General features: G+C 69.0%; 15 protein-coding genes. 11 read left to right on the top strand and 4 right to left on the bottom strand.

Features of this window, described 5'->3' with window-relative positions; genetic code table 11:
- The first annotated feature begins 93 nt into the window (after window positions 1-93).
- From KIP79_RS27190 to KIP79_RS27205, 4 genes are all read left to right on the top strand, one after another.
- The gene (locus KIP79_RS27190) at window positions 94-3,396 is read left to right on the top strand and encodes an amidase family protein (protein WP_214107775.1); all 3,303 of its coding nucleotides are present in this window, start codon (window positions 94-96) and stop codon (window positions 3,394-3,396) included.
- A gap of 87 nt (window positions 3,397-3,483) precedes the next feature.
- Window positions 3,484-3,798, top strand: coding sequence for a hypothetical protein (locus tag KIP79_RS27195; RefSeq protein ID WP_214107776.1), 315 nt, complete (start codon window positions 3,484-3,486; stop codon window positions 3,796-3,798).
- 60 nt (window positions 3,799-3,858) lie between these two features.
- Entirely contained in the window at window positions 3,859-4,632 is a 774-nt protein-coding gene (locus KIP79_RS27200) for a transposase family protein (protein WP_214107777.1), read from the top strand.
- A gap of 10 nt (window positions 4,633-4,642) precedes the next feature.
- Entirely contained in the window at window positions 4,643-5,929 is a 1,287-nt protein-coding gene (locus tag KIP79_RS27205; RefSeq protein ID WP_214107778.1) for a hypothetical protein, read from the top strand.
- 4 nt (window positions 5,930-5,933) lie between these two features.
- Here the strand turns inward: KIP79_RS27205 and KIP79_RS27210 are convergent, their stop codons facing one another.
- Both KIP79_RS27210 and KIP79_RS27215 read right to left on the bottom strand, forming a co-directional pair.
- Window positions 5,934-6,626 (bottom strand): alpha/beta fold hydrolase, encoded by a 693-nt coding sequence (locus KIP79_RS27210; protein ID WP_214107779.1) that lies wholly within the window; start codon window positions 6,624-6,626, stop codon window positions 5,934-5,936.
- A gap of 171 nt (window positions 6,627-6,797) precedes the next feature.
- Window positions 6,798-7,655 (bottom strand): alpha/beta fold hydrolase, encoded by an 858-nt coding sequence (locus KIP79_RS27215; protein WP_214107780.1) that lies wholly within the window; start codon window positions 7,653-7,655, stop codon window positions 6,798-6,800.
- A 129-nt stretch (window positions 7,656-7,784) separates the two neighbouring features.
- Here KIP79_RS27215 and KIP79_RS27220 point away from each other — a divergent pair, with 129 nt between their 5' ends.
- A complete protein-coding gene (locus KIP79_RS27220) occupies window positions 7,785-8,366 on the top strand; it encodes a putative glycolipid-binding domain-containing protein (protein ID WP_214107781.1) in 582 nt (193 codons plus the stop codon).
- A 41-nt stretch (window positions 8,367-8,407) separates the two neighbouring features.
- Here KIP79_RS27220 and KIP79_RS27225 read toward each other — a convergent pair whose 3' ends face one another.
- Entirely contained in the window at window positions 8,408-8,743 is a 336-nt protein-coding gene (locus KIP79_RS27225) for a hypothetical protein (protein ID WP_214107782.1), read from the bottom strand.
- 148 nt (window positions 8,744-8,891) lie between these two features.
- On the opposite strand from KIP79_RS27225, the gene KIP79_RS27230 reads away from it, so the two are divergent.
- From KIP79_RS27230 to KIP79_RS27250, 5 genes are read left to right on the top strand one after another with little or no spacing between them, the layout of a single operon-like run.
- Window positions 8,892-10,058, top strand: coding sequence for a PP2C family protein-serine/threonine phosphatase (locus KIP79_RS27230; RefSeq protein WP_214107783.1), 1,167 nt, complete (start codon window positions 8,892-8,894; stop codon window positions 10,056-10,058).
- Window positions 10,059-10,110: 52 nt separating this feature from the next.
- Window positions 10,111-10,647 (top strand): hypothetical protein, encoded by a 537-nt coding sequence (locus tag KIP79_RS27235; protein ID WP_214107784.1) that lies wholly within the window; start codon window positions 10,111-10,113, stop codon window positions 10,645-10,647.
- Window positions 10,648-10,698: 51 nt separating this feature from the next.
- Window positions 10,699-11,358, top strand: coding sequence for a TetR/AcrR family transcriptional regulator (locus KIP79_RS49665; protein WP_308169915.1), 660 nt, complete (start codon window positions 10,699-10,701; stop codon window positions 11,356-11,358).
- On the top strand, window positions 11,351-12,244 hold the full coding sequence (locus KIP79_RS27245) for an ABC transporter ATP-binding protein (RefSeq protein ID WP_214107785.1): 894 nt from the start codon (window positions 11,351-11,353) through the stop codon (window positions 12,242-12,244). The genes KIP79_RS49665 and KIP79_RS27245 overlap by 8 nt, the downstream gene beginning before the upstream one ends.
- Window positions 12,241-13,848, top strand: a complete 1,608-nt coding sequence (locus KIP79_RS27250; RefSeq protein WP_214107786.1) for an ABC transporter permease — start codon at window positions 12,241-12,243, stop codon at window positions 13,846-13,848. Before KIP79_RS27245 ends, KIP79_RS27250 begins: the two co-directional genes overlap by 4 nt.
- Window positions 13,849-13,869: 21 nt before the next feature.
- Here KIP79_RS27250 and KIP79_RS27255 read toward each other — a convergent pair whose 3' ends face one another.
- Window positions 13,870-14,415: a GtrA family protein gene (locus tag KIP79_RS27255; protein ID WP_308169916.1), complete on the bottom strand. Its 546-nt coding sequence runs from the start codon at window positions 14,413-14,415 to the stop codon at window positions 13,870-13,872.
- Between the two features lie 215 nt (window positions 14,416-14,630).
- On the opposite strand from KIP79_RS27255, the gene KIP79_RS27260 reads away from it, so the two are divergent.
- The gene (locus KIP79_RS27260) at window positions 14,631-17,324 is read left to right on the top strand and encodes a glycoside hydrolase family 3 protein (protein ID WP_214107787.1); all 2,694 of its coding nucleotides are present in this window, start codon (window positions 14,631-14,633) and stop codon (window positions 17,322-17,324) included.
- The last annotated feature ends 86 nt before the right edge of the window (window positions 17,325-17,410 follow it).

Below are 17,410 nucleotides of genomic sequence, written 5' to 3' on the forward strand. Positions count from 1 at the left end.
GGCCTGGTTTCGCGTCGGGAACATTACGGACATTTATGCGTAATAGGTCGTATATACGGTCACAGGCATCATTCGTTCCTCAAGGAGCACGTGGTGCACAAAGTACGCTCCGTCCTCTCCCTCTTAGCGCTCGCTCTGAGCGCCACCCTCGTCCCGACAGCCGCGCAGGCCACCGCGCCGAACCGGCCACCCCACCTCGACCTGGAGACCCTCACCGGCGCCGAGGCCATGGCGCTGATGGCCAAGGGGAAACTCACCTCCGTCGAACTCACCAAGGCATACCTGGAGCGGATCGACGCGCTCAACAAGCGCGGCCCCGGACTCAACGCCGTCACCCAGCTCAACCCTGACGTGCTCAAGGAGGCGGCGGCGGCCGACAAGCTGCGCGCCAAGGGCCAGTTGCTCGGGCCCGCGCACGGTCTGCCGGTGCTCCTCAAGGACCTCATCGACGTCACCGGCATGTACACCTCGGCCGGCAACTACTCGCTGCGGAAGTCCTACCCGGCGACCGACGCGGGGATCACCAAGAAGCTGCGCGAGCGCGGCGTGGTGATCCTCGGCAAGGTGGGGCTTTCGGAGTTCGCGAACAGTTTCGGCAGCCAGCCGTCAGGTTTCAGCAACCTCACCGGACAGGTGCTGCACGCGCTTGACGCCGACCAGAACCCCAGCGGCTCGTCGTCCGGAACCGGCACGGCCATGGCGGCGGCGCTGTCCACGCTCGGCATCGGCACGGAAACCTCCGGGTCCATCATCAGCCCGTCCAACGCGCAGAGCCTGGTCGGCCTGCGGCCGACCGTCGGCCTGGTCCCCGGGTACGGCATCGCCCCGATCAGCGCGTCCCAGGACATCGCCGGGCCGATGGTCCGGAACGTGTCGGACGCGGCGCTGACCCTCGCCTCGATCGCCGGCCCCGACCCGGAGGGCGACGCGGCGTACGCGGCCATGTTCGGCCCCGACTACATCGCCAGCGGCATCATCCCCGCGCTCCCGGCGGAGCTGCCGGACTACACCAAGGCCCTGGACCTCGACTTCGTCCGGGGCAAGAAGATCGGCTACAACGGCACCCTCACCGAGGGCACCCCGCTCAAGATCGCCTACGACGCGCTGACGGCCGCCGGAGCGATCATGGTGTCCCGGCCGAGCGTGTCGGTCGGCACGCTGCCGAGCCTGCCCAGCGGGTACGAGCAGCACAAGAGCATTGACGAGTACTACAAGCGCCTCGGCCCGCAGGCGCCGATCAAGTCGCTCGTCGAGGAGGTGGCCGACAACCAGGCCAACGCCCACCAGGCCCTGAAGTTCGGCAACAACAACCACCTCAACTCCTCGCAGTCCGACGTCACCCCGGGTGGCGCCAACGAGACCGCGTACCGGACCAACCTGGTCATCCGTAAGGCGGCCTGGCACAAGGCCATCAACGACATGGTGACCTACCCCAACTCCGACCCGACCCAGCCCGCCGACCCGGTGATCGCCATCCTCGGCAGCGTCCCCAACGGCCCGCAGGCCGGATACCCCACGATCACCATCCCCATGGGGTACTCCGCCACGCACCGCCGCGCGGTCGCCGTCCAGGTGCACGGCAACGCCTACAGCGAGTACAACCTGCTCGGCGTCGGGTACGTGATCGAGCAGGCCACCCGCCTGCGCCAGCCCGCCTCGGCGGTCAACCCGAGCATGTACCGCTGCGCCCAGACCGACCCGCCCGGCCCGTACGCCAAGCGCGGCCACTGCAACCCCGACTACGACACGGTACTGAAAATGATCGGCGGCGTGCCGAAGGCGTTGCCGTTCTCCCTGGAGACCGAGTCGGTGCAGAGCCTGTCCGCGCGGCTCGCCGCCGGCACCCTGACCTCGGAGGATCTGGTCAAGGCCTACCTCTACCGGATCGCGCTGACCAACGCCGAGGGCCCGGCCACCCAGGCGGTGCGCCTGATCAACCCGGACGCGCTCAAGGAGGCCCGCGAGATCGACCGGGAACGCCGCGACAAGGACAAGGACTTCAAGGACGAGAAGGTCAAGTACAAGGACGACGTACTCAAGGGCAAGGACAAGACGCCACAGGCGCCGAAGCCGCTGTACGGCATCCCCGTCCTGCTCAACGACGGCTTCGACGTCGCGAAGCTGGCGACCACCGGCGGTTCGATCGCGCTCCAGGACTTCGAGCCGGACCGTGACTCGACCGTGGTGGCCAAGCTCAAGGAGGCCGGGGCGATCATCCTCGGCAAGACCAACATCACCGAGCTGAACGGCGTCTTCGACGCGAACATGCCGAAGGGGTACTCCTCGCTCGCCGGGCAGGTGCTGCTGCCCTCCGACACCGACAAGACCCCGGCCGGTTCGTCCAGCGGTTCCGCGGCGGCGACCGCCTCCGGTCTGGCGGCGTTCACCGTCGGCATGGAGACCTCCGCCGACTCGGCCCAGCTGGTGGCGCCCGCCGAGGCGGCCGGCGTCGTCGGCCTCAAGCCGACGGTCGGCCTGGTCAGCCGCACGGGTGTGCTGCCCGTCGCCCGCTCCCAGGACGCGCCCGGGCCGATCACCCGGACCGTGTCCGACGCGGCGAGCGCACTCAACGTCATCGCCGGTCCCGACTCGGCCGACCCGGCGACGGCGGGCGCGCCCGTCAAGGACTACACGGCCGGGCTGTCCCCCACCGCCCTCCAGGGCAAGAAGATCGCCGTGGTGGCGAGTTCGGCCGAGCCGTACCTGACCATGGTGGCCGCCCTGCAGTCCCTTGGGGCGACGACCACCCAGGTCACCGTCGGCACTCCCGACCCCAACCCGGCGAGCATCGTCCAGAGCGAGTTCAAGCGTGACCTCAACGCCTACCTCGCCGGGGCCCGGCGCGGCCCCCGCCCGCCGACCCTCCAGTCCATCATCGACTACAACAACGCCAACTCCGTGGAGGGCCTCAAGTACCAGCAGGGCCAGCTCCTCACCGCCCAGTCCGTCAACCTGGCCGACCCCGCCACCAGCGCCGCGTACCAGGCCGACCTGGAATCCGGTAAGGCAGCCACCCGCGCCCTGATCGACAAGATCCTCACCAACGGAACCGCCGACCCCGCCGACGACTTCGACGCCATCATGGTCCCCAGCGGCAACGCCCTCCTCGGCCACGCCGCCCGCGCGGGCTACCCGGCCCTGACCATCCCCGCCGGCTACGGCGCGATGGCCAGCTCCGCCGGCCGCAACCCCATCGGCGTCACCTTCATCGGCACGGGCTACAGCGAGGCCACCCTCCTCGCCGACGCCTACGCCCTCGAACAGGCGACCAACATCCGCCAGGCGCCCAGCTACACCAACCCCAGCATGTGGCGCTGCGTCCCCGGCAGCACCTTCTTCACCGCAGAACTCTGCCACCCCGGCGACCGCCTCCTGCAGTCCCCATCCCGCAACTGAAACCCCTTAACAGAGGCCCGCGCCGATCATCCGGCGCGGGCCTCCGCGCGCCTGACGTCGCCCGTGAAACGCGGGACAATGTCCCGCATGGCTCACTCCGCGCGTGAATACCCTGGCGATTCGGGCTTACGGTTGGCGCCGGGGGCGCGGGAACGATTGCTGGCCGTCGTGCTGGATGCCAATGCCTATGGGCGGGGCAGACCGGACCTGGGGGATCTGGAGCGTACGGCGCTGCGGTTGCGGGGCATCGGAATCGAGACCTGGGTTCCGGAGCCCGTGGTGTGGGAATGGGCGGAGCATCTGGCCGAGGACTGGCATTTGATAGTGAACCCTTTTCATCCCCTGTGGCAGGTGGGCTGGTCACAGCATGATCGCGATGCCCGAGTTTGCCCCATGACATAGCGAAGCCCCTGGTAGACGGGTTGATCACCACAATCCATCCGCCACCACCAGGAGCTTCGGATGCTGTTCTATCGCGCTTCCGTCGATTTGTCGTCTTCAACGCTCAACTACGTGGCAGGGCTGATCCGCAGGCGACGCAAGGCGATCGGCTCGTCCTGGCGGCGGCTCAACCCCGGCCGGCAGGCCCTCCTGGTCCTGGTCCACTTGCGTAAAGGTGAGACGTTCACTGAGGTCGGGGCAGGTTTCGGAGTGTCGGCGGCCACCGCGTGGCGATATGTGACCGAGACCATTGCGCTGCTGTCGGCGCGCTCGCCCAAGCTGACGGCGGCGTTACGCAAGGCCAAGAAGGACGGACTGCATCTGCTGGTGCTGGACGGCACCCTCATCCGGACCGACCGGGTGCGTGCCGACCGCCCGTACTTCTCCGGCAAACATCGGGTGCACGGCATGAACATCCAGGTCATCGCCGGTCCGGACGGCACCATCGTGTGGACGTCGGGGGCGTTGCCGGGCAAGACACACGATCTGACCGCCGCCCGGATCTGGGGCATCCTGCGCGAACTGGACCAGGCCGGGATCATCACCCTGGCGGACAAGGCCTATCAGGGGGCGGAAGCCGAGACGGTGATCACCCCGTACAGAGGCAAGAACAAACCCGAATCACAGAAGCGGGCCAACCGGTCCCACGCCAAGCTCCGCGGCCCCGGCGAACGCGCAAACGCCCAGCTCAAGAGTTGGCGCATCCTCCGGAAACTACGGTGCAGCCCCAGCAAGGCCGGCCATCTGGTCAAGGCCATCGCCGTACTTCAAAACCACCGAGCCACCTGGGGATGAAAAAGGTTCAGTGACCGCCTTCACGGAGCAGCGCAAGAATCTCGCGCGGGGGCGAATTCCGATGCCGAAGCAGTCGCACGCGAACACCGGTGAGGTCATCGAGAATTTCGTCCGGGCGATCGGAGAGATCGAGCACGTACGTGTGATCGCGGCCACGCCGGAGAGTGCGCTGGCCGGGTTGAAGGATCAGGTGCTGCAGCGTTCGCCCGGCCGGAAGAAGGATGGCGTGAAGACCGGTGCCAGCGACAGCACATGGTTGCGTGACGTGCTGGCCGCCGCCGACGGCTCAGCGGAGCAGTTGCTGTTCCTCACCCAGGACAAGGACATCAGAGACGCCTGCCAGGCTTGGGGAATCGCGGCCCCGCTGACGCGCACCAGGAGACAACTCCGTTCCACCCTCTTCGAGGTCACCATCGACGACGGGCATGCGACACGGGCAGTGGTGCGATATCTCCTGGAACAGCTGCCGATCGGTCTGAGCCCGGGTGACCAGGTCACCCGGTTCGACATCGGTAACACGCCCAGCCTGGACCGGGCGGTGCAGTCCAGCGACCTGGTCGACGCGCTGGACGCGCATGTTCTCGGGGCGAGCGTGACCCGGCTGACCGCCCTGGCCGGACTGGACAGGGTCACCGTCGAATCCGACCCAGCCGATACGGAGGAAGCGGCGGATACACCGCGTGGACCCGGCGATCTCGGATCGGCCTGCCACCATCAGGTGTCGGCGACGGTGTTCTTTCTCGCCGACGCGCAGGCCACGATAGACGAGCCGTTCCAGGGCGTGGATTTTCCGCCGACCAGGACTCTGGAATACCAGGATGCGTTCGTCCGGGCGGATTTGATATTCCATCTGACCGACGGCGTGATAACAGGAGTGTCATCCCAAGGGGACGCCTATGTGAGCCTGCCGGACCTCACGTACGCCGAGCCCGAGGACGCCCTGCAGGATATTCGCGAAGCCCTTTCCTGCGTGCCGGGTCTCACCGTACCGGACGATCTGGAATCGCGGAGGGGCGAGCACCTCCTGAAGGTCAAGGACAGTGACGCCGGCCTCACCCTGACCTGGCGGTCACACGATAACTGGGCCTTTACCCTGGAGCTCAGGAACGGCGACGAATACGACTATTTCGAAGTCTCCTGTGAATACAACGTGGACGCCTGGGTGGGCGGCAAAGATGGATTTCACATGGCAGATCCTTACTACCTTGTCGTAGAAGAAGGAGACCTTTCGCCGCACAATCCCCTCTGGTCGATGCCGGCCTGGATTATCCAACGTCTCGACTGGTCCACGGAGTAAACCGTCAGGCCCTCGTGAGCAGGATCTGGGCCAGTTCGTGGGGCTGGGAGAACATGGGCCAGTGGCCGGTGTTCATTTTGAGTAGGCGCCAGTTGTCGTTTTTCAGTAGGGCGGTGACGTCGTCGGCGGGGTGTTCGCCGTCGAGGAGGCATTTGATGTAGGTGGCGGGGAGGTCGGCGAGGGGGCGGGGCAGGATGGCGGCTTCGGTCAGGGTGGGGCCGGGGTGAGGGGTTGAACCGGTGACTATGCAGTCGATCTGGGTGGGGGTCAGGCCCTGGCCCGCGTAGTCGGCTGCGGTGAGGGGGGACCAGAAGCCGCCGGTTTCGGCGATGGAGGCTTCCACGATGGGGCGGCCGTAGGGCCAGGCGGAGACGAAGGACTCGCCGTCGGCGGGGACGTTGGCGTCGACGAAGACCACGTGGGAGAGGCGGTCGCCGATGTGTTCGGCGGCCTGGCCGACGGGGATGCCGGAGTAGCTGTGGCCGACCAGGATGACGTCGTGGAGGTCGCGGTGGTGGACTTCTTGGACGATGTCCTGGACGTGAGTCTGCTGGCCGGCCGGGAGGTGGCGTTTCTCCGCGAGGCCGGACAGGGTCAACGGGTGGGCACCGTGGCCGGCGGCGCGTAGTTCCGGGACCACCTCGTCCCATGCCCATGCACCCAGCCACGCCCCCGCTACCAGCACGAATTCACTCATGAAGGCAACGTAGCGGAGGGCTCCGACAGAACTCGCCCTCGGTCAGGCGGTCACCACAGGGCTCGGCGTTCCTGGTCCAGGCCCACTCCACAGCAGACCTGCCGCTGAGCGGCCGTGATCTGAAGGCGGGTCAGCCAGGGAACGAACTCCAAAGGCTGAGCGACCGGTGCCTCAGCGGTCGAGGAACGCGCGCATCAGCCGGATGACCTTGTCGAGGGCGCTCTCCAGCAGGAAGTGGCCGCCCTCCAGCAGGTGGACCTGGGCGTCCGGCAGATCCTGGGCGAACGCCCGCGCCCCCTCCGGACCGAACACCGGGTCGTCCTTGCCCCAGACGGCGAGCAGGGGCGGCCGGTGCGCACGGAAATACTCATGCAGTCGGCCATAGAGCGGGATATTGCTGGCGTAGTCCCGGAAGAGCGCCAGTTGCACCCGGTCGTTCCCTGGACGGGAGATCAGCGCGTAGTCGTGGTGCCAGGTGTCCGGGCTGACCAGGGTCTCGTCGGGCACCCCGGTCAGGTACTGCCACCTGATCGCCTCCGGCGTGAACGCCTGCCGCACGACCTTCTCGGTCTCCGGGTTCTGCTCGCGGTGGTAGGCCCAGATCGGCTCCCAGAATTCCGGTACGAACCCGGCCTCGTAGCCGTTGCCGTTCTGGCTGATGATCGCGGTGACCGCGCCCGGGTCGCGCAGGGCCAGCCGCCAGCCGATGGGCGCGCCGTAGTCCTGGACATACATCGTGTAGTGCGTGACACGCAGGTGCTCCAGCAGGGCCGCCGTGAGGCCGGCCAGCGCGTCGAAGGTGTAGTCGAACTCCTCCACCGGGGGCGCGTCGGACAGGCCGAACCCCAGATGGTCGGGGGCGATCACCCGGTAGTCGCGGGCCAGATCCGGGATGAGGTGCCGGAACATGAACGAACTGGTCGGATAACCGTGCAGCAGCACCAGCGTCGGCGCGTTCGGCGGCCCCGCCTCCCGGTAGAACAACCGCCGCCCGTGCACCATGGCATAACGGTGATGAACATCGACCATGACCCAACCCCCTCTCCGCCCGATCAAATCAAATCGTGACGTATCGGACAAATGTTTAGACGAGTTCATAGGGGTTAGAGGGGAAGAAAAACACCTGCCATTGAATCTCTGCCACGGGAACGATTAACGATGCCTTTCACCATTCCCCCAATTACCGCGGCCTGGCGGCACCTGGGCGACCGCTCCGGCTTCGAGGTCGTCTACTTCTCCACGTACGACAACGGCTGGCGGGCCGAAGGCTGCACCACGGCCGCGGAGAACGACCAAACCTGGATGGTCCGCTACGACATCCGCCTGGACGCCACCTGGACCACCCGCACCGCCCAGATCTGGGGCCGCTCCTCCACCGGCCCGTGGTCCACCCTCCTGGAATCAGACGGCCAGGGAAACTGGCTGGTCAACGGCGAACCCGCCCCCCACCTGACCGGCTGCCACGACGTCGACCTGGAATCCTCGGCGATGACCAACACCTTCCCCATCCACCGCATGGACCCACCCGCCAACACCAAGACCCCCGCCCCAGCCGCATACGTCCGCATCGGCGACCGCCCCGTAGACCGCCTCGACCAGACCTACCTCCGCCTCCCCGACGACGGCCCCCACCTCCGCTACGACTACGCCTCCCCCGCCTTCGACTTCACCTGCGTCCTGATCTTCGACGAATCCGGCCTCGTCCTCGACTACCCAGAAATCGCAATCCGCACCCAATAACCCCCAACCGGAAATCACCTCGAACTCGCTGTGCGGGATGGCTAGTCCAGGCGGTTGTGGGTGTTGTGGTCGTTCTCGGGGAAGGCGATGACGTCGTCGGTGATGCGGATGGCGTGGCCGATGGGGAGGGCGGCTACCAGGAGGGCGGCGCAGACCCAGAACATCACCCAGTTGTTCAGGATGAGGGCGAGGCCGCCGCAGGTGAAGACCAGGAGGACGGCGGAGACGAAGATCCAGGAGATGGGGCGGCCGTGTTGCTGGGCGTTCTCGGCGATGGGCCGTTGTCGGTGCCGGGGGATCTCGACCCGGTGCTTGGGTGGTTCGCGTCGCGGGTCTTGGTGCCGACCTGGGTCACGGGGCCTGTGCGGATCGCTCACAACGCTTCCTGGTTACCCACTCCTTCCCTACCCCCACACACCATTTGTCGGGATTTTTCCTGAAAAAGGGCTGTGACCTGCTGTTATGCAGTCATTCTCGGGATTGGGGGTAGGTGATGGGAGAACTGCGCACGGTGAGGGAGACGTCATGGACGGCGACCTGAGCTCGGGAGAACAGGTCCTGCACGACCTGCTCGACGCCGCGCACCTCGCGCCACCCGACGCCATCCCGGACACGGTCGCCCGCTTCGCCACCCGGCTGGGCATCCTCGGCCTGGCCGTCTACCTCTGCGACGTACGCCAGGAGCTGCTGGTCCCCCTCGGCACCGGCGACGAGCCGCTCTCCGTGGACGGCACCCTGGCCGGGCTCTGCTACCGCACGATCCGCGCCCAGCACAGCGTGGCCGAGGGCAGGGTACGCCTCTGGCTGCCACTGATCGACGGCATCGACCGACTCGGCGTGATCGAGCTGACCATGGACTCCTGCGACTCGGCCATGCGCCGCCGGTGCGAGACGCTGGCCTCCGTCACCGCGCTCCTGCTGATCAGCAAGACCGCCTACAGCGACACCTTCCCGCGGACCCGGCGCCGGGAGCGCATGTCGCTGGCCTCCGAGATGGAGTGGGCGTTCATGCCGCCGCTCACCTTCGGCACCGACCGGTTCACCATCAGCGGGGTGATCGAACCGGCGTACGAGGTGGGGGGTGACGCGTTCGACTACAGCCTGCTCGGCGACCGGCTCCAGGTCTCGGTCTTCGACTCCATCGGCCACGACCTGGAGTCCGGCCTAATCGCCAGCGTCTGCCTGGCCAGTTGCCGCAACGCCCGCAGGTCCGGCGGCACACTGACCGACATCGTGGAGCTGGCCGACTGCGCGGTGCACGAGCGGTTCGGCAGCTCCCGCTTCGTCACCGGCGTGCTGGCCGAGCTGGACGTCACCTCCGGCCTGCTGACCTGGATCAACTGCGGCCATCCCGTGCCGCTGCTGATCCGCGGCGGCAGGGTCATCAAGCAGCTGGACCGGCCGCCGCGCCTGCCGCTCGGCCTGGGCGGGTCGATCGCCACCCAGGTCTACGAGGAGCGGCTGGAGGAGGGCGACCAGGTGCTCTTCTACACCGACGGCGTGCTGGAGGCCCGCTCGCCGGACGGGGAGCTCTTCGGCATGGAGCGCCTCACCGACCTGGTCACCCGGAGCGACACCACCGCCCTCCCGGTCGCGGAGTCCCTCCGCCGCCTGGCCCGTACGCTGGTCGAGTACCAGAACGGAAGGCTCCGCGACGACGCCACCGCGGTCCTCCTCCAGTGGCGGCCGTGAGCTCCAAGTTCGGCGCAGGTCAACGGCAAGTCGGTTTCCGCACACTGGCCGCATGACGGAATTCCTCGACGCCTTCAACCATGTCACCCCCACCCGCGGCCCCGGTCCCGGCCTGCTTGGGAAGGTCATCCTGGTGGCCCTCTGGCTGGCCGTCTGCGTGCTCCCCATGGTGTTCTCGGTGACCGCCATCCAGCTGGCCACCGGCCGGATCGGCACCCCCGGCACCCTCACGGTCACCTCCTGCCAGGACCTCGGCCGGGGCCGGTACGACTGCAAGGGCACCTTCACCCCCGACTCCGGCGGCCAGGCGGTACCGGTGGCGGCCTCTCCCGACTCCGACGCGGGCGACGTCGTCCGCGCCCAGCTCACCCCGGAGGGGGACCGCGCCGTGCCCGCCGGCACTGCGGGCCTGCTCGCCGCCCTCGCCCTCCCGGCCGTCGGCGTCGGCGGCCTGGGTTTCCTCCCGTACGTGCTGCTCTACTGGAGCGGCGTCCGCCGGGGGCGGCGAGCGGCGGTGATCGCCGGGACGGCGGTGACCGGGGCCGGTCTGCTGATGGCGATCGTGGGAGTGGCGGCCGCCGTCGTGTAAAGGCTATACGTACGTATAGCGGGCGATTCAAGCGAGTAGTACGTTGTTTGTGTGTACAACGACCCAGAAGACCTGACCGCGCGAGCTCGGATCCGAGACGCGGCGATGGCACAGTTCGGGGAGCACGGCTTCGAACGCGCCACCATCCGGGCCATCGCGGAGCAGGCAGGCGTGTCCCCCGGCCTGGTGCGGCACCACTTCGGGTCCAAGCAGGGCCTGCGGGACGCCTGCGACGACCATCTGGTCAAGCTCGTCCGCCGGTTGAACGCCGACGTCCGCGGGGCCGACCTGGCCAAGCTTGAGACGAACCCCGTGGCGGCGAGCCGGGCGGCCATGAAGCCGTACCAGCGGTATGTCGGGCGGGCGCTCGCCGAGGGCGCGGCGGCGAAGCTCTTCGACGAGATGGTCAAGCTCAGCGAGGAATGGCAGACCGACGCCGACCGGGCCCGCTCCGAACGCTCCGACGTCCCCCCGCGGGTCAGAGCCGCGATCGGGACCGCGATGGCGCTCTCCGTCGCAGTGCTGCACGAGCACCTCACCCGCGTCCTGGGCGTGGAGCTGGACAGCCCGGAGGGCGACCTGCTGCTGGCCAGAGCCCTGCTCGACATCTACTCGCACCCGATCATGAGCGTCGAGGACGCCGCGGCCGCCCGGGCCGCGATCGACCGGGTGTCCACTCCCCACCGAGTCCAGGAGGCTCGCGATGAATGACGCCATCTCGGTTACCGGGCTGATCAAGACCTTCGGCTCCACCAAGGCGCTGAACGGTCTCACCCTGTCCGTACGCACCGGGGAGGTGCACGGCTTTCTCGGCCCCAACGGCGCGGGGAAGACCACCACGATCCGGGTGCTGCTCGGGCTGCTCCGGGCCGACTCCGGCACCGTCTCCCTGCTCGGCGGCGACCCCTGGCGGGACGCGGTGCGCCTGCACCGCCGCCTGGCGTACGTGCCAGGGGACGTGAACCTGTGGCCCAACCTGACCGGCGGGGAGGCCATCGACCTCTTCGGCGACCTGCGCGGCGGGCTTGACCTGGCCCGGCGGGCCGAGCTGGTGGACCGATTCCAGCTGGATCCCACCAAGCGGTGCCGTACCTACTCCAAGGGGAACCGGCAGAAGGTGGCGCTGGTGGCGGCGTTCGCGTCCGACGTCGAGCTGTTCGTGCTGGACGAGCCCACCTCGGGGCTGGACCCGCTGATGGAGGCGGCCTTCCAGCAGACCGTGCGCGAGGTGCGCGGCCAGGGCGCCACCGTACTGCTGAGCAGCCACATCTTCGCCGAGGTCGAGGCGCTCTGCGACCGGGTGAGCATCATCAGGGAGGGCGCCACCGTCGAGTCGGGCACCCTCGCCGAGCTGCGCCACCTGACCCGCACCTCGGTGGCCGTGGAGGCGAACGGGCCGATCACCGGCCTGGCCGGGCTGCCCGGCGTGCACGATCTGGTGGCCGACGGCAGCCGGACCCGGTTCGACGTGGACGCGGCGGAACTCCCCTCGGTGCTGCGGCATCTGGGCAAGTTCGAGGTCCGGGCGATGACCAGCCATCCCCCCACGCTGGAGGAGCTGTTCATGCGCCACTACGGCCAGAAGGCCGCGTCATGACCGCGGGCGCCTGGCGCCTGGTCCGGCTGGCCCTGCGCCGGGACCGGGTGCGCCTGCCGATCTGGATCCTGGTCGCCATGGCGGTGACGGCGGCCGGCGTCGCCGCCGTAGTGGACGAGTTCCCCGACGAGGCGAGCCGGGCCGAGGCGCTCCAGGGCGCCGCGACCAGCCCGGCGGTGCTGCTCATGCGGGGCGTGCCCGTCGGCACCAGCCTGGGCGCGGTGGTGAACTTCCGCAACCTGGCGTCCCTGCTGGTGCTGGCCGCGCTGCTGAGCACCTTCGCGGTGGTCCGGCACACCCGGCAGAACGAGGAGACCGGGCGGGCCGAACTGGTCGGCGCGGGCAGCGTCGGCCGGTACGCCGGGCTCATCGCCGCCCTGGTGGTGGCCTGCGGCGCCAGCCTGGTGCTCGGCCTGGCGATCACCCTCACGCTGCTGGGCTCGGGGCTGCCGGCGGCCGGGTCGCTGGCCTTCGGCACCGCGTGCGCGCTCACCGGGATGGCGTTCGCGGGCATCGCCGCCGTTTCCGCGCAGCTGTTCACCGGCGCCCGCGCCGCCAACGCCTGCGCCGCCGCGCTGGTCGGCGTCGCCTATCTGGTACGCGGGATCGGCGACGCGCTGGGCGAGGTCACCCCCGACGGGGTCACCACCGCCTGGCCGTCCTGGTTGTCGCCGATCGGCTGGGGCATGCTGGCCCGCCCGTACGGCGAGGAGCGCTGGTGGGTGCTCGTCCTGCCGGTGCTGCTGCTGGCCGCCTGCGTGGCGGGCGCGTTCGCGCTGGCCGGGCGGCGGGACCTGGGCGGCGGCCTGATCCCCGACCGGCCGGGTCCCGCCACCGGGTCGCTGCACGGGCCGCTCGGGCTGGCCTGGCGGCTGAACCGGGGACTGGTGTACGGCTGGGTGATCGGGGCGGCGGTGGCCGGGGCCGGGATCGGCTCGCTCGGCGCCACCGTACGGGACGCGATGACGGCCAACGCGGGCGCCGTCAAGGTGATCAACCAGCTCGCCGGCGGGGCGGGCGGGCAGCTGGTGGACGTCTTCTTCGCGGCGATGATGAACGTGTTCGGGGTGCTGGCGGCGAGCTTCGCCGTACAGGCCCTGCTGCGGTTGCGGGCGGAGGAGGCGGGCGGGCCCGGTGAGGCGGTGCTGGCCACGGCCGTCGGCAGGAGCCGGTGGGTGGCCGCCCATCTGGCCTGCGCGGCCGGGGGCGCGGCGGCCGTGCTGCTGGCCGCCGGGGTCGCGATGGGGCTCGCCGACGCCGCCGCCGGAGGCGAGGAGGGCGTGCTGACGATGGCCGGGGCCGGGCTGGCGCAGTTGCCCGCCGCGCTCACGCTGGCCGGGTTCGTGGTGCTGGTCTTCGGGGCGTTGCCGAGGTTCGCGGTGGCGCTGGCCTGGGCGGGGCTGGTGGCCACCATCGTGTGGGGGATGTTCGGGGACATGCTCGGGCTGCCCGACGCGGTCCGGGACCTGTCGCCGTTCAGCCACGTCCCTGCCGTACCGGCGGTGGCCGCCACTCCTGGGCCGATCCTGGCGCTGGTCGGGGTGGCGGCGGCGCTGGCGGTCGGCGGGATGGCGCTGTTCCGCCATCGGGACCTGGCGCCCTGACCCCTGGACCGGCCCGGCGCCTCACGCGCCGGGCTGGTCCACCTGGGCGTCCGAGCGCACCACGCGCAGTTCGGGCTTGCCGCGCACGACCACCGGCAGGAACACCCAGCGACGGTAGGCCCAGAAGCGGAACACCGTGCCGATGATCACGCCCAGCAGGTTGGCGGCGTTGAGGGCGACGGGGTTGCTCAGCTGGAGGGTGTACTCGGTGAAGCCCACGCAGAGCACCTGGATCAGCAGGCCGATGCCGTTGAAGACCGCGAACAGCGCGAACTCCTGGGCCTGGGCGACGTTGCCGGGGCGGCGCCAGGTCCAGTACCGGTGGGCGAGGTAGGTGAACGCGCAGGCCGTGACGGTGGCCAGCACGACCGAGGTCAGCGGTCCCAGGCCGATGCCGTAGCGGAGCAGGTTCGCTCCGGGGACGCTGATCACGAAGCCGATCGCGCCGATCATGCCGAACTTCGCGACTTCTTGCACCATGGGGGACAGCCGGGCCAGACGCATGCGCTCGATGGTAGCCAGCCCCAGGTAAAGGCCCGCCAGACCCTTGGGAGAACGCTCTCCCACGTTCAAGTCACCTCTCTCGATCATCAGTTATCGACATGTAATAAATCGAAAAATAAGCCACCGGCATGCGGATTTGGAAGAACTTCCCTGGCCAAGGGAGGTCTCTTCAGTCAAGAGAGCGCTCTTGTGAGGATATTGACTCGGAACCGTTACACGGTCAGGATTCGGCGTGGTGGCCGCCATGACCGTTTCGCGATACGAGAACGGACCCTCGCATGACCAAGCCATTTGCCCGGCCTCTCGCCCGGTCCAGTACCCGGCGGCGCGTTGGCGCGACCCTGGCGGGATTAGCCCTCCTGGCCGCCGGGGTGGCCGCCACGCCGGCGGCGAGCGCGGTGAGCGCGGTGAGCGCCCCCAGCCTGGGCGGCTCCGGACGCCAGCCCGAGATCGGCCAGCCCGCCATGGACCACGGCTGCGCCAGGATTGAAAAGCAGCTGCCCACCCTCTCCGACTGGCCGAAGGTCAAGAGCAAGATCACCCAGAACGCCGCAGACGAGAAGCGGATCGCGAAGATCGTCGCCGGGATGACGCTGGCCGAGAAGGTCGGCCAGATGACCCAGCCGGAGATCGGCGCCATCACCCCGGCCGAGGTCGGGCAGTACTTCATCGGCTCGGTCCTGAACGGCGGCGGCTCCTGGCCCAACCGCGACAAGCACGCCGCCCCCAAGGCCTGGCTGGACCTCGCCGACGCGTACTGGCAGGCCTCCCTCGGCACCCGTACGAAGATCCCCGTGATCTGGGGCATCGACGCCGTGCACGGCAACAACAACGTGTACGGCTCGACGATGTTCCCGCACAACATCGGCCTCGGCGCCGCCGGTGACCCGTGCCTGCTCCGCGAGATCGGCGAGGCCACCGCCGGGCAGATCCGCGCCACCGGCCAGGACTGGGCGTTCGCCCCCACCCTCGCCGTGGTCCGCGACGACCGCTGGGGCCGTACCTACGAGGGCTTCTCCGAGGACCCGCGGATCACCCGCGCGTACGGGTACGAAGTGGTCCGCGGCCTGCAGGGCGGCAACGCCCACCGGCTCGGCGACAAGGGCGTTCTGGCCACCGCCAAGCACTTCATCGGCGACGGCGGCACGCTGAAGGGCGTCGACCAGGGTGTGAACCCCTCCTCCCAGGCCGAGATGATCAACCTGCACGGCCAGGGCTACTACGGGGCCCTCGCCGCCGGGGCGCAGACCGTGATGGTCTCCTTCAACAGCTGGACCAACGAGGAACTCGGCATCAACGAGGGCAAACTGCACGGCAGCGAGCTCGCGCTGAACCAGATCCTGAAGAAGAAGATGGGCTTCGACGGGCTCGTGGTCTCCGACTGGAACGGCATCGGCCAGGTCGCCGGGTGCACCAACGCCAGCTGCGCCCGGGCCGTCAACGCCGGCATCGACATCGTCATGGTGCCCAACGACTGGAAGGCGTTCATCGCCAACACCATGGCCCAGGTGCAGTCCGGCGAGATCCCGATGTCCCGGATCGACGACGCGGTGACCCGGATCCTGCGGGTCAAGCTCCGGGCCGGGCTCTTCGACGCGCGCAAGCCGTCCGCCCGCCCGCTGGCCGGTTCCGCCTCCGCGCTGGAGGCCAAGCGGCTGGCCCGCGAAGCCGTACGCAAGTCGCAGGTGCTGCTGAAGAACAAGGGCAAGGTGCTGCCGCTGGACTCCCGGTCCAAGGTCCTGGTGGTCGGCAAGAGCGCCGACAGCCTGCAGAACCAGACCGGCGGCTGGTCGCTGACCTGGCAGGGCGCCGGCAACACCAACGCCGACTTCCCCAACGGGACCACCATCCTGGGCGGCCTGCGTGAGGCGCTCGGCACGTCCAGGGTGACCTTCAGCGAGACCGCCGACGGCGTCGACCCCAGCGCGTACGACGCGGTGATCGCGGTGATCGGCGAGACGCCCTACGCCGAGGGCGTCGGCGACCTGTCCCGGCGCACCCTGGAAGCCGCCAAGCTCTACCCCGGCGACCTCGCCGTCCTGGACAAGGTCGCCGGCAAGGGCACCCCCGTGGTCACCGTGTACGTCACCGGCCGCCCCCTCTACGTCAACAAGGAGCTCAACCGCTCCGACGCCTTCGTGGCCGCCTGGCTGCCCGGCACGCAGGGCGGCGGCGTCGCCGACCTGCTGGTCAAGTCCCGCCGCGACTACGACTTCACCGGCAAGCTCTCCTACTCCTGGCCGAAGAGCGCCTGCCAGACCCCGCTCAACCCGGGCCAGGAGGGCTACGACCCGCTCTTCCCGCTCGGGTACGGCCTGCGCTCCCACCAGACCGGCAACGTCGGACAACTCGACGAGACCTCGCCCCAGTTCCCCTGCGGCTCGACCGGCGGCGGCGGAACCGCCACCGAGGACCTGGAGCTCTTCAACCGCACCGACGTCGACCCCTACCGCAGCTACATCGGCTCCCCCGAGAACTGGGGCGGCACCGAGATCGGCCCCGACATGACCGCCGCGCACGCCGAGATCAACGTCGTCCCCTCCGACGTCAACGTGCAGCAGGACGGCCTGCGGGCCACCTGGACCGGCGTCGGCCCCGGCCAGATCTACACCCAGAACCCGGCGGGCGGCACCGACCTGCGCGGCTACCTCAACGCCGACGCGGCCCTCGTCTTCGACACCATCGTCCACTCACCCCCGGCGGCCCGGACGGTGGTCAGCGTCCACTGCGTCTACCCCTGCTTCGCCGAAGTCGTCGCCACCTCCCTCTTCCAGAACCTCCCGGTAGGCGCCAAGTCCACCATCAAGATCCCCATCTCCTGCTTCGCCGAGACCGGCCTGGACATGGAGAACGTCAACACCACCTTCCTCGTCTACACCGAGGGCGCCTTCTCCGCGTCCTTCGCCAACATCCGCTGGGTCCCCCAAGCGGCCAAGGACCCCGACGCCAAGAAGTGTTCTGACCTGGTTTAACGACAGCACCACACCACCCGACCGGCTACGGCGATGTCCGCGTAGCCGGTCGGGATTTTTCCGTTGTGCCCTAGTTCGGGCGGCTT

The sequence above is a fragment of the Acrocarpospora catenulata genome, assembly GCF_018476525.1.
GTDB classification, from domain to species: Bacteria; Actinomycetota; Actinomycetes; order Streptosporangiales; family Streptosporangiaceae; genus Acrocarpospora; species Acrocarpospora catenulata.

What these genes read in the sequence shown, in the direction of transcription:
- KIP79_RS27195 (WP_214107776.1), top strand. Translation starts at nt 3,484, where the DNA reads ATGGCTCACTCCGCGCGTGAATACCCTGGCGATTCGGGCTTACGGTTG.
- KIP79_RS27200 (WP_214107777.1), top strand. Translation starts at nt 3,859, where the DNA reads ATGCTGTTCTATCGCGCTTCCGTCGATTTGTCGTCTTCAACGCTCAAC.
- KIP79_RS27210 (WP_214107779.1), bottom strand. Translation starts at nt 6,626, where the DNA reads ATGAGTGAATTCGTGCTGGTAGCGGGGGCGTGGCTGGGTGCATGGGCA.
- KIP79_RS27215 (WP_214107780.1), bottom strand. Translation starts at nt 7,655, where the DNA reads ATGGTCGATGTTCATCACCGTTATGCCATGGTGCACGGGCGGCGGTTG.
- KIP79_RS27220 (WP_214107781.1), top strand. Translation starts at nt 7,785, where the DNA reads ATGCCTTTCACCATTCCCCCAATTACCGCGGCCTGGCGGCACCTGGGC.
- KIP79_RS27230 (WP_214107783.1), top strand. Translation starts at nt 8,892, where the DNA reads ATGGACGGCGACCTGAGCTCGGGAGAACAGGTCCTGCACGACCTGCTC.
- KIP79_RS27235 (WP_214107784.1), top strand. Translation starts at nt 10,111, where the DNA reads ATGACGGAATTCCTCGACGCCTTCAACCATGTCACCCCCACCCGCGGC.
- KIP79_RS27245 (WP_214107785.1), top strand. Translation starts at nt 11,351, where the DNA reads ATGAATGACGCCATCTCGGTTACCGGGCTGATCAAGACCTTCGGCTCC.
- KIP79_RS27250 (WP_214107786.1), top strand. Translation starts at nt 12,241, where the DNA reads ATGACCGCGGGCGCCTGGCGCCTGGTCCGGCTGGCCCTGCGCCGGGAC.
- KIP79_RS27260 (WP_214107787.1), top strand. Translation starts at nt 14,631, where the DNA reads ATGACCAAGCCATTTGCCCGGCCTCTCGCCCGGTCCAGTACCCGGCGG.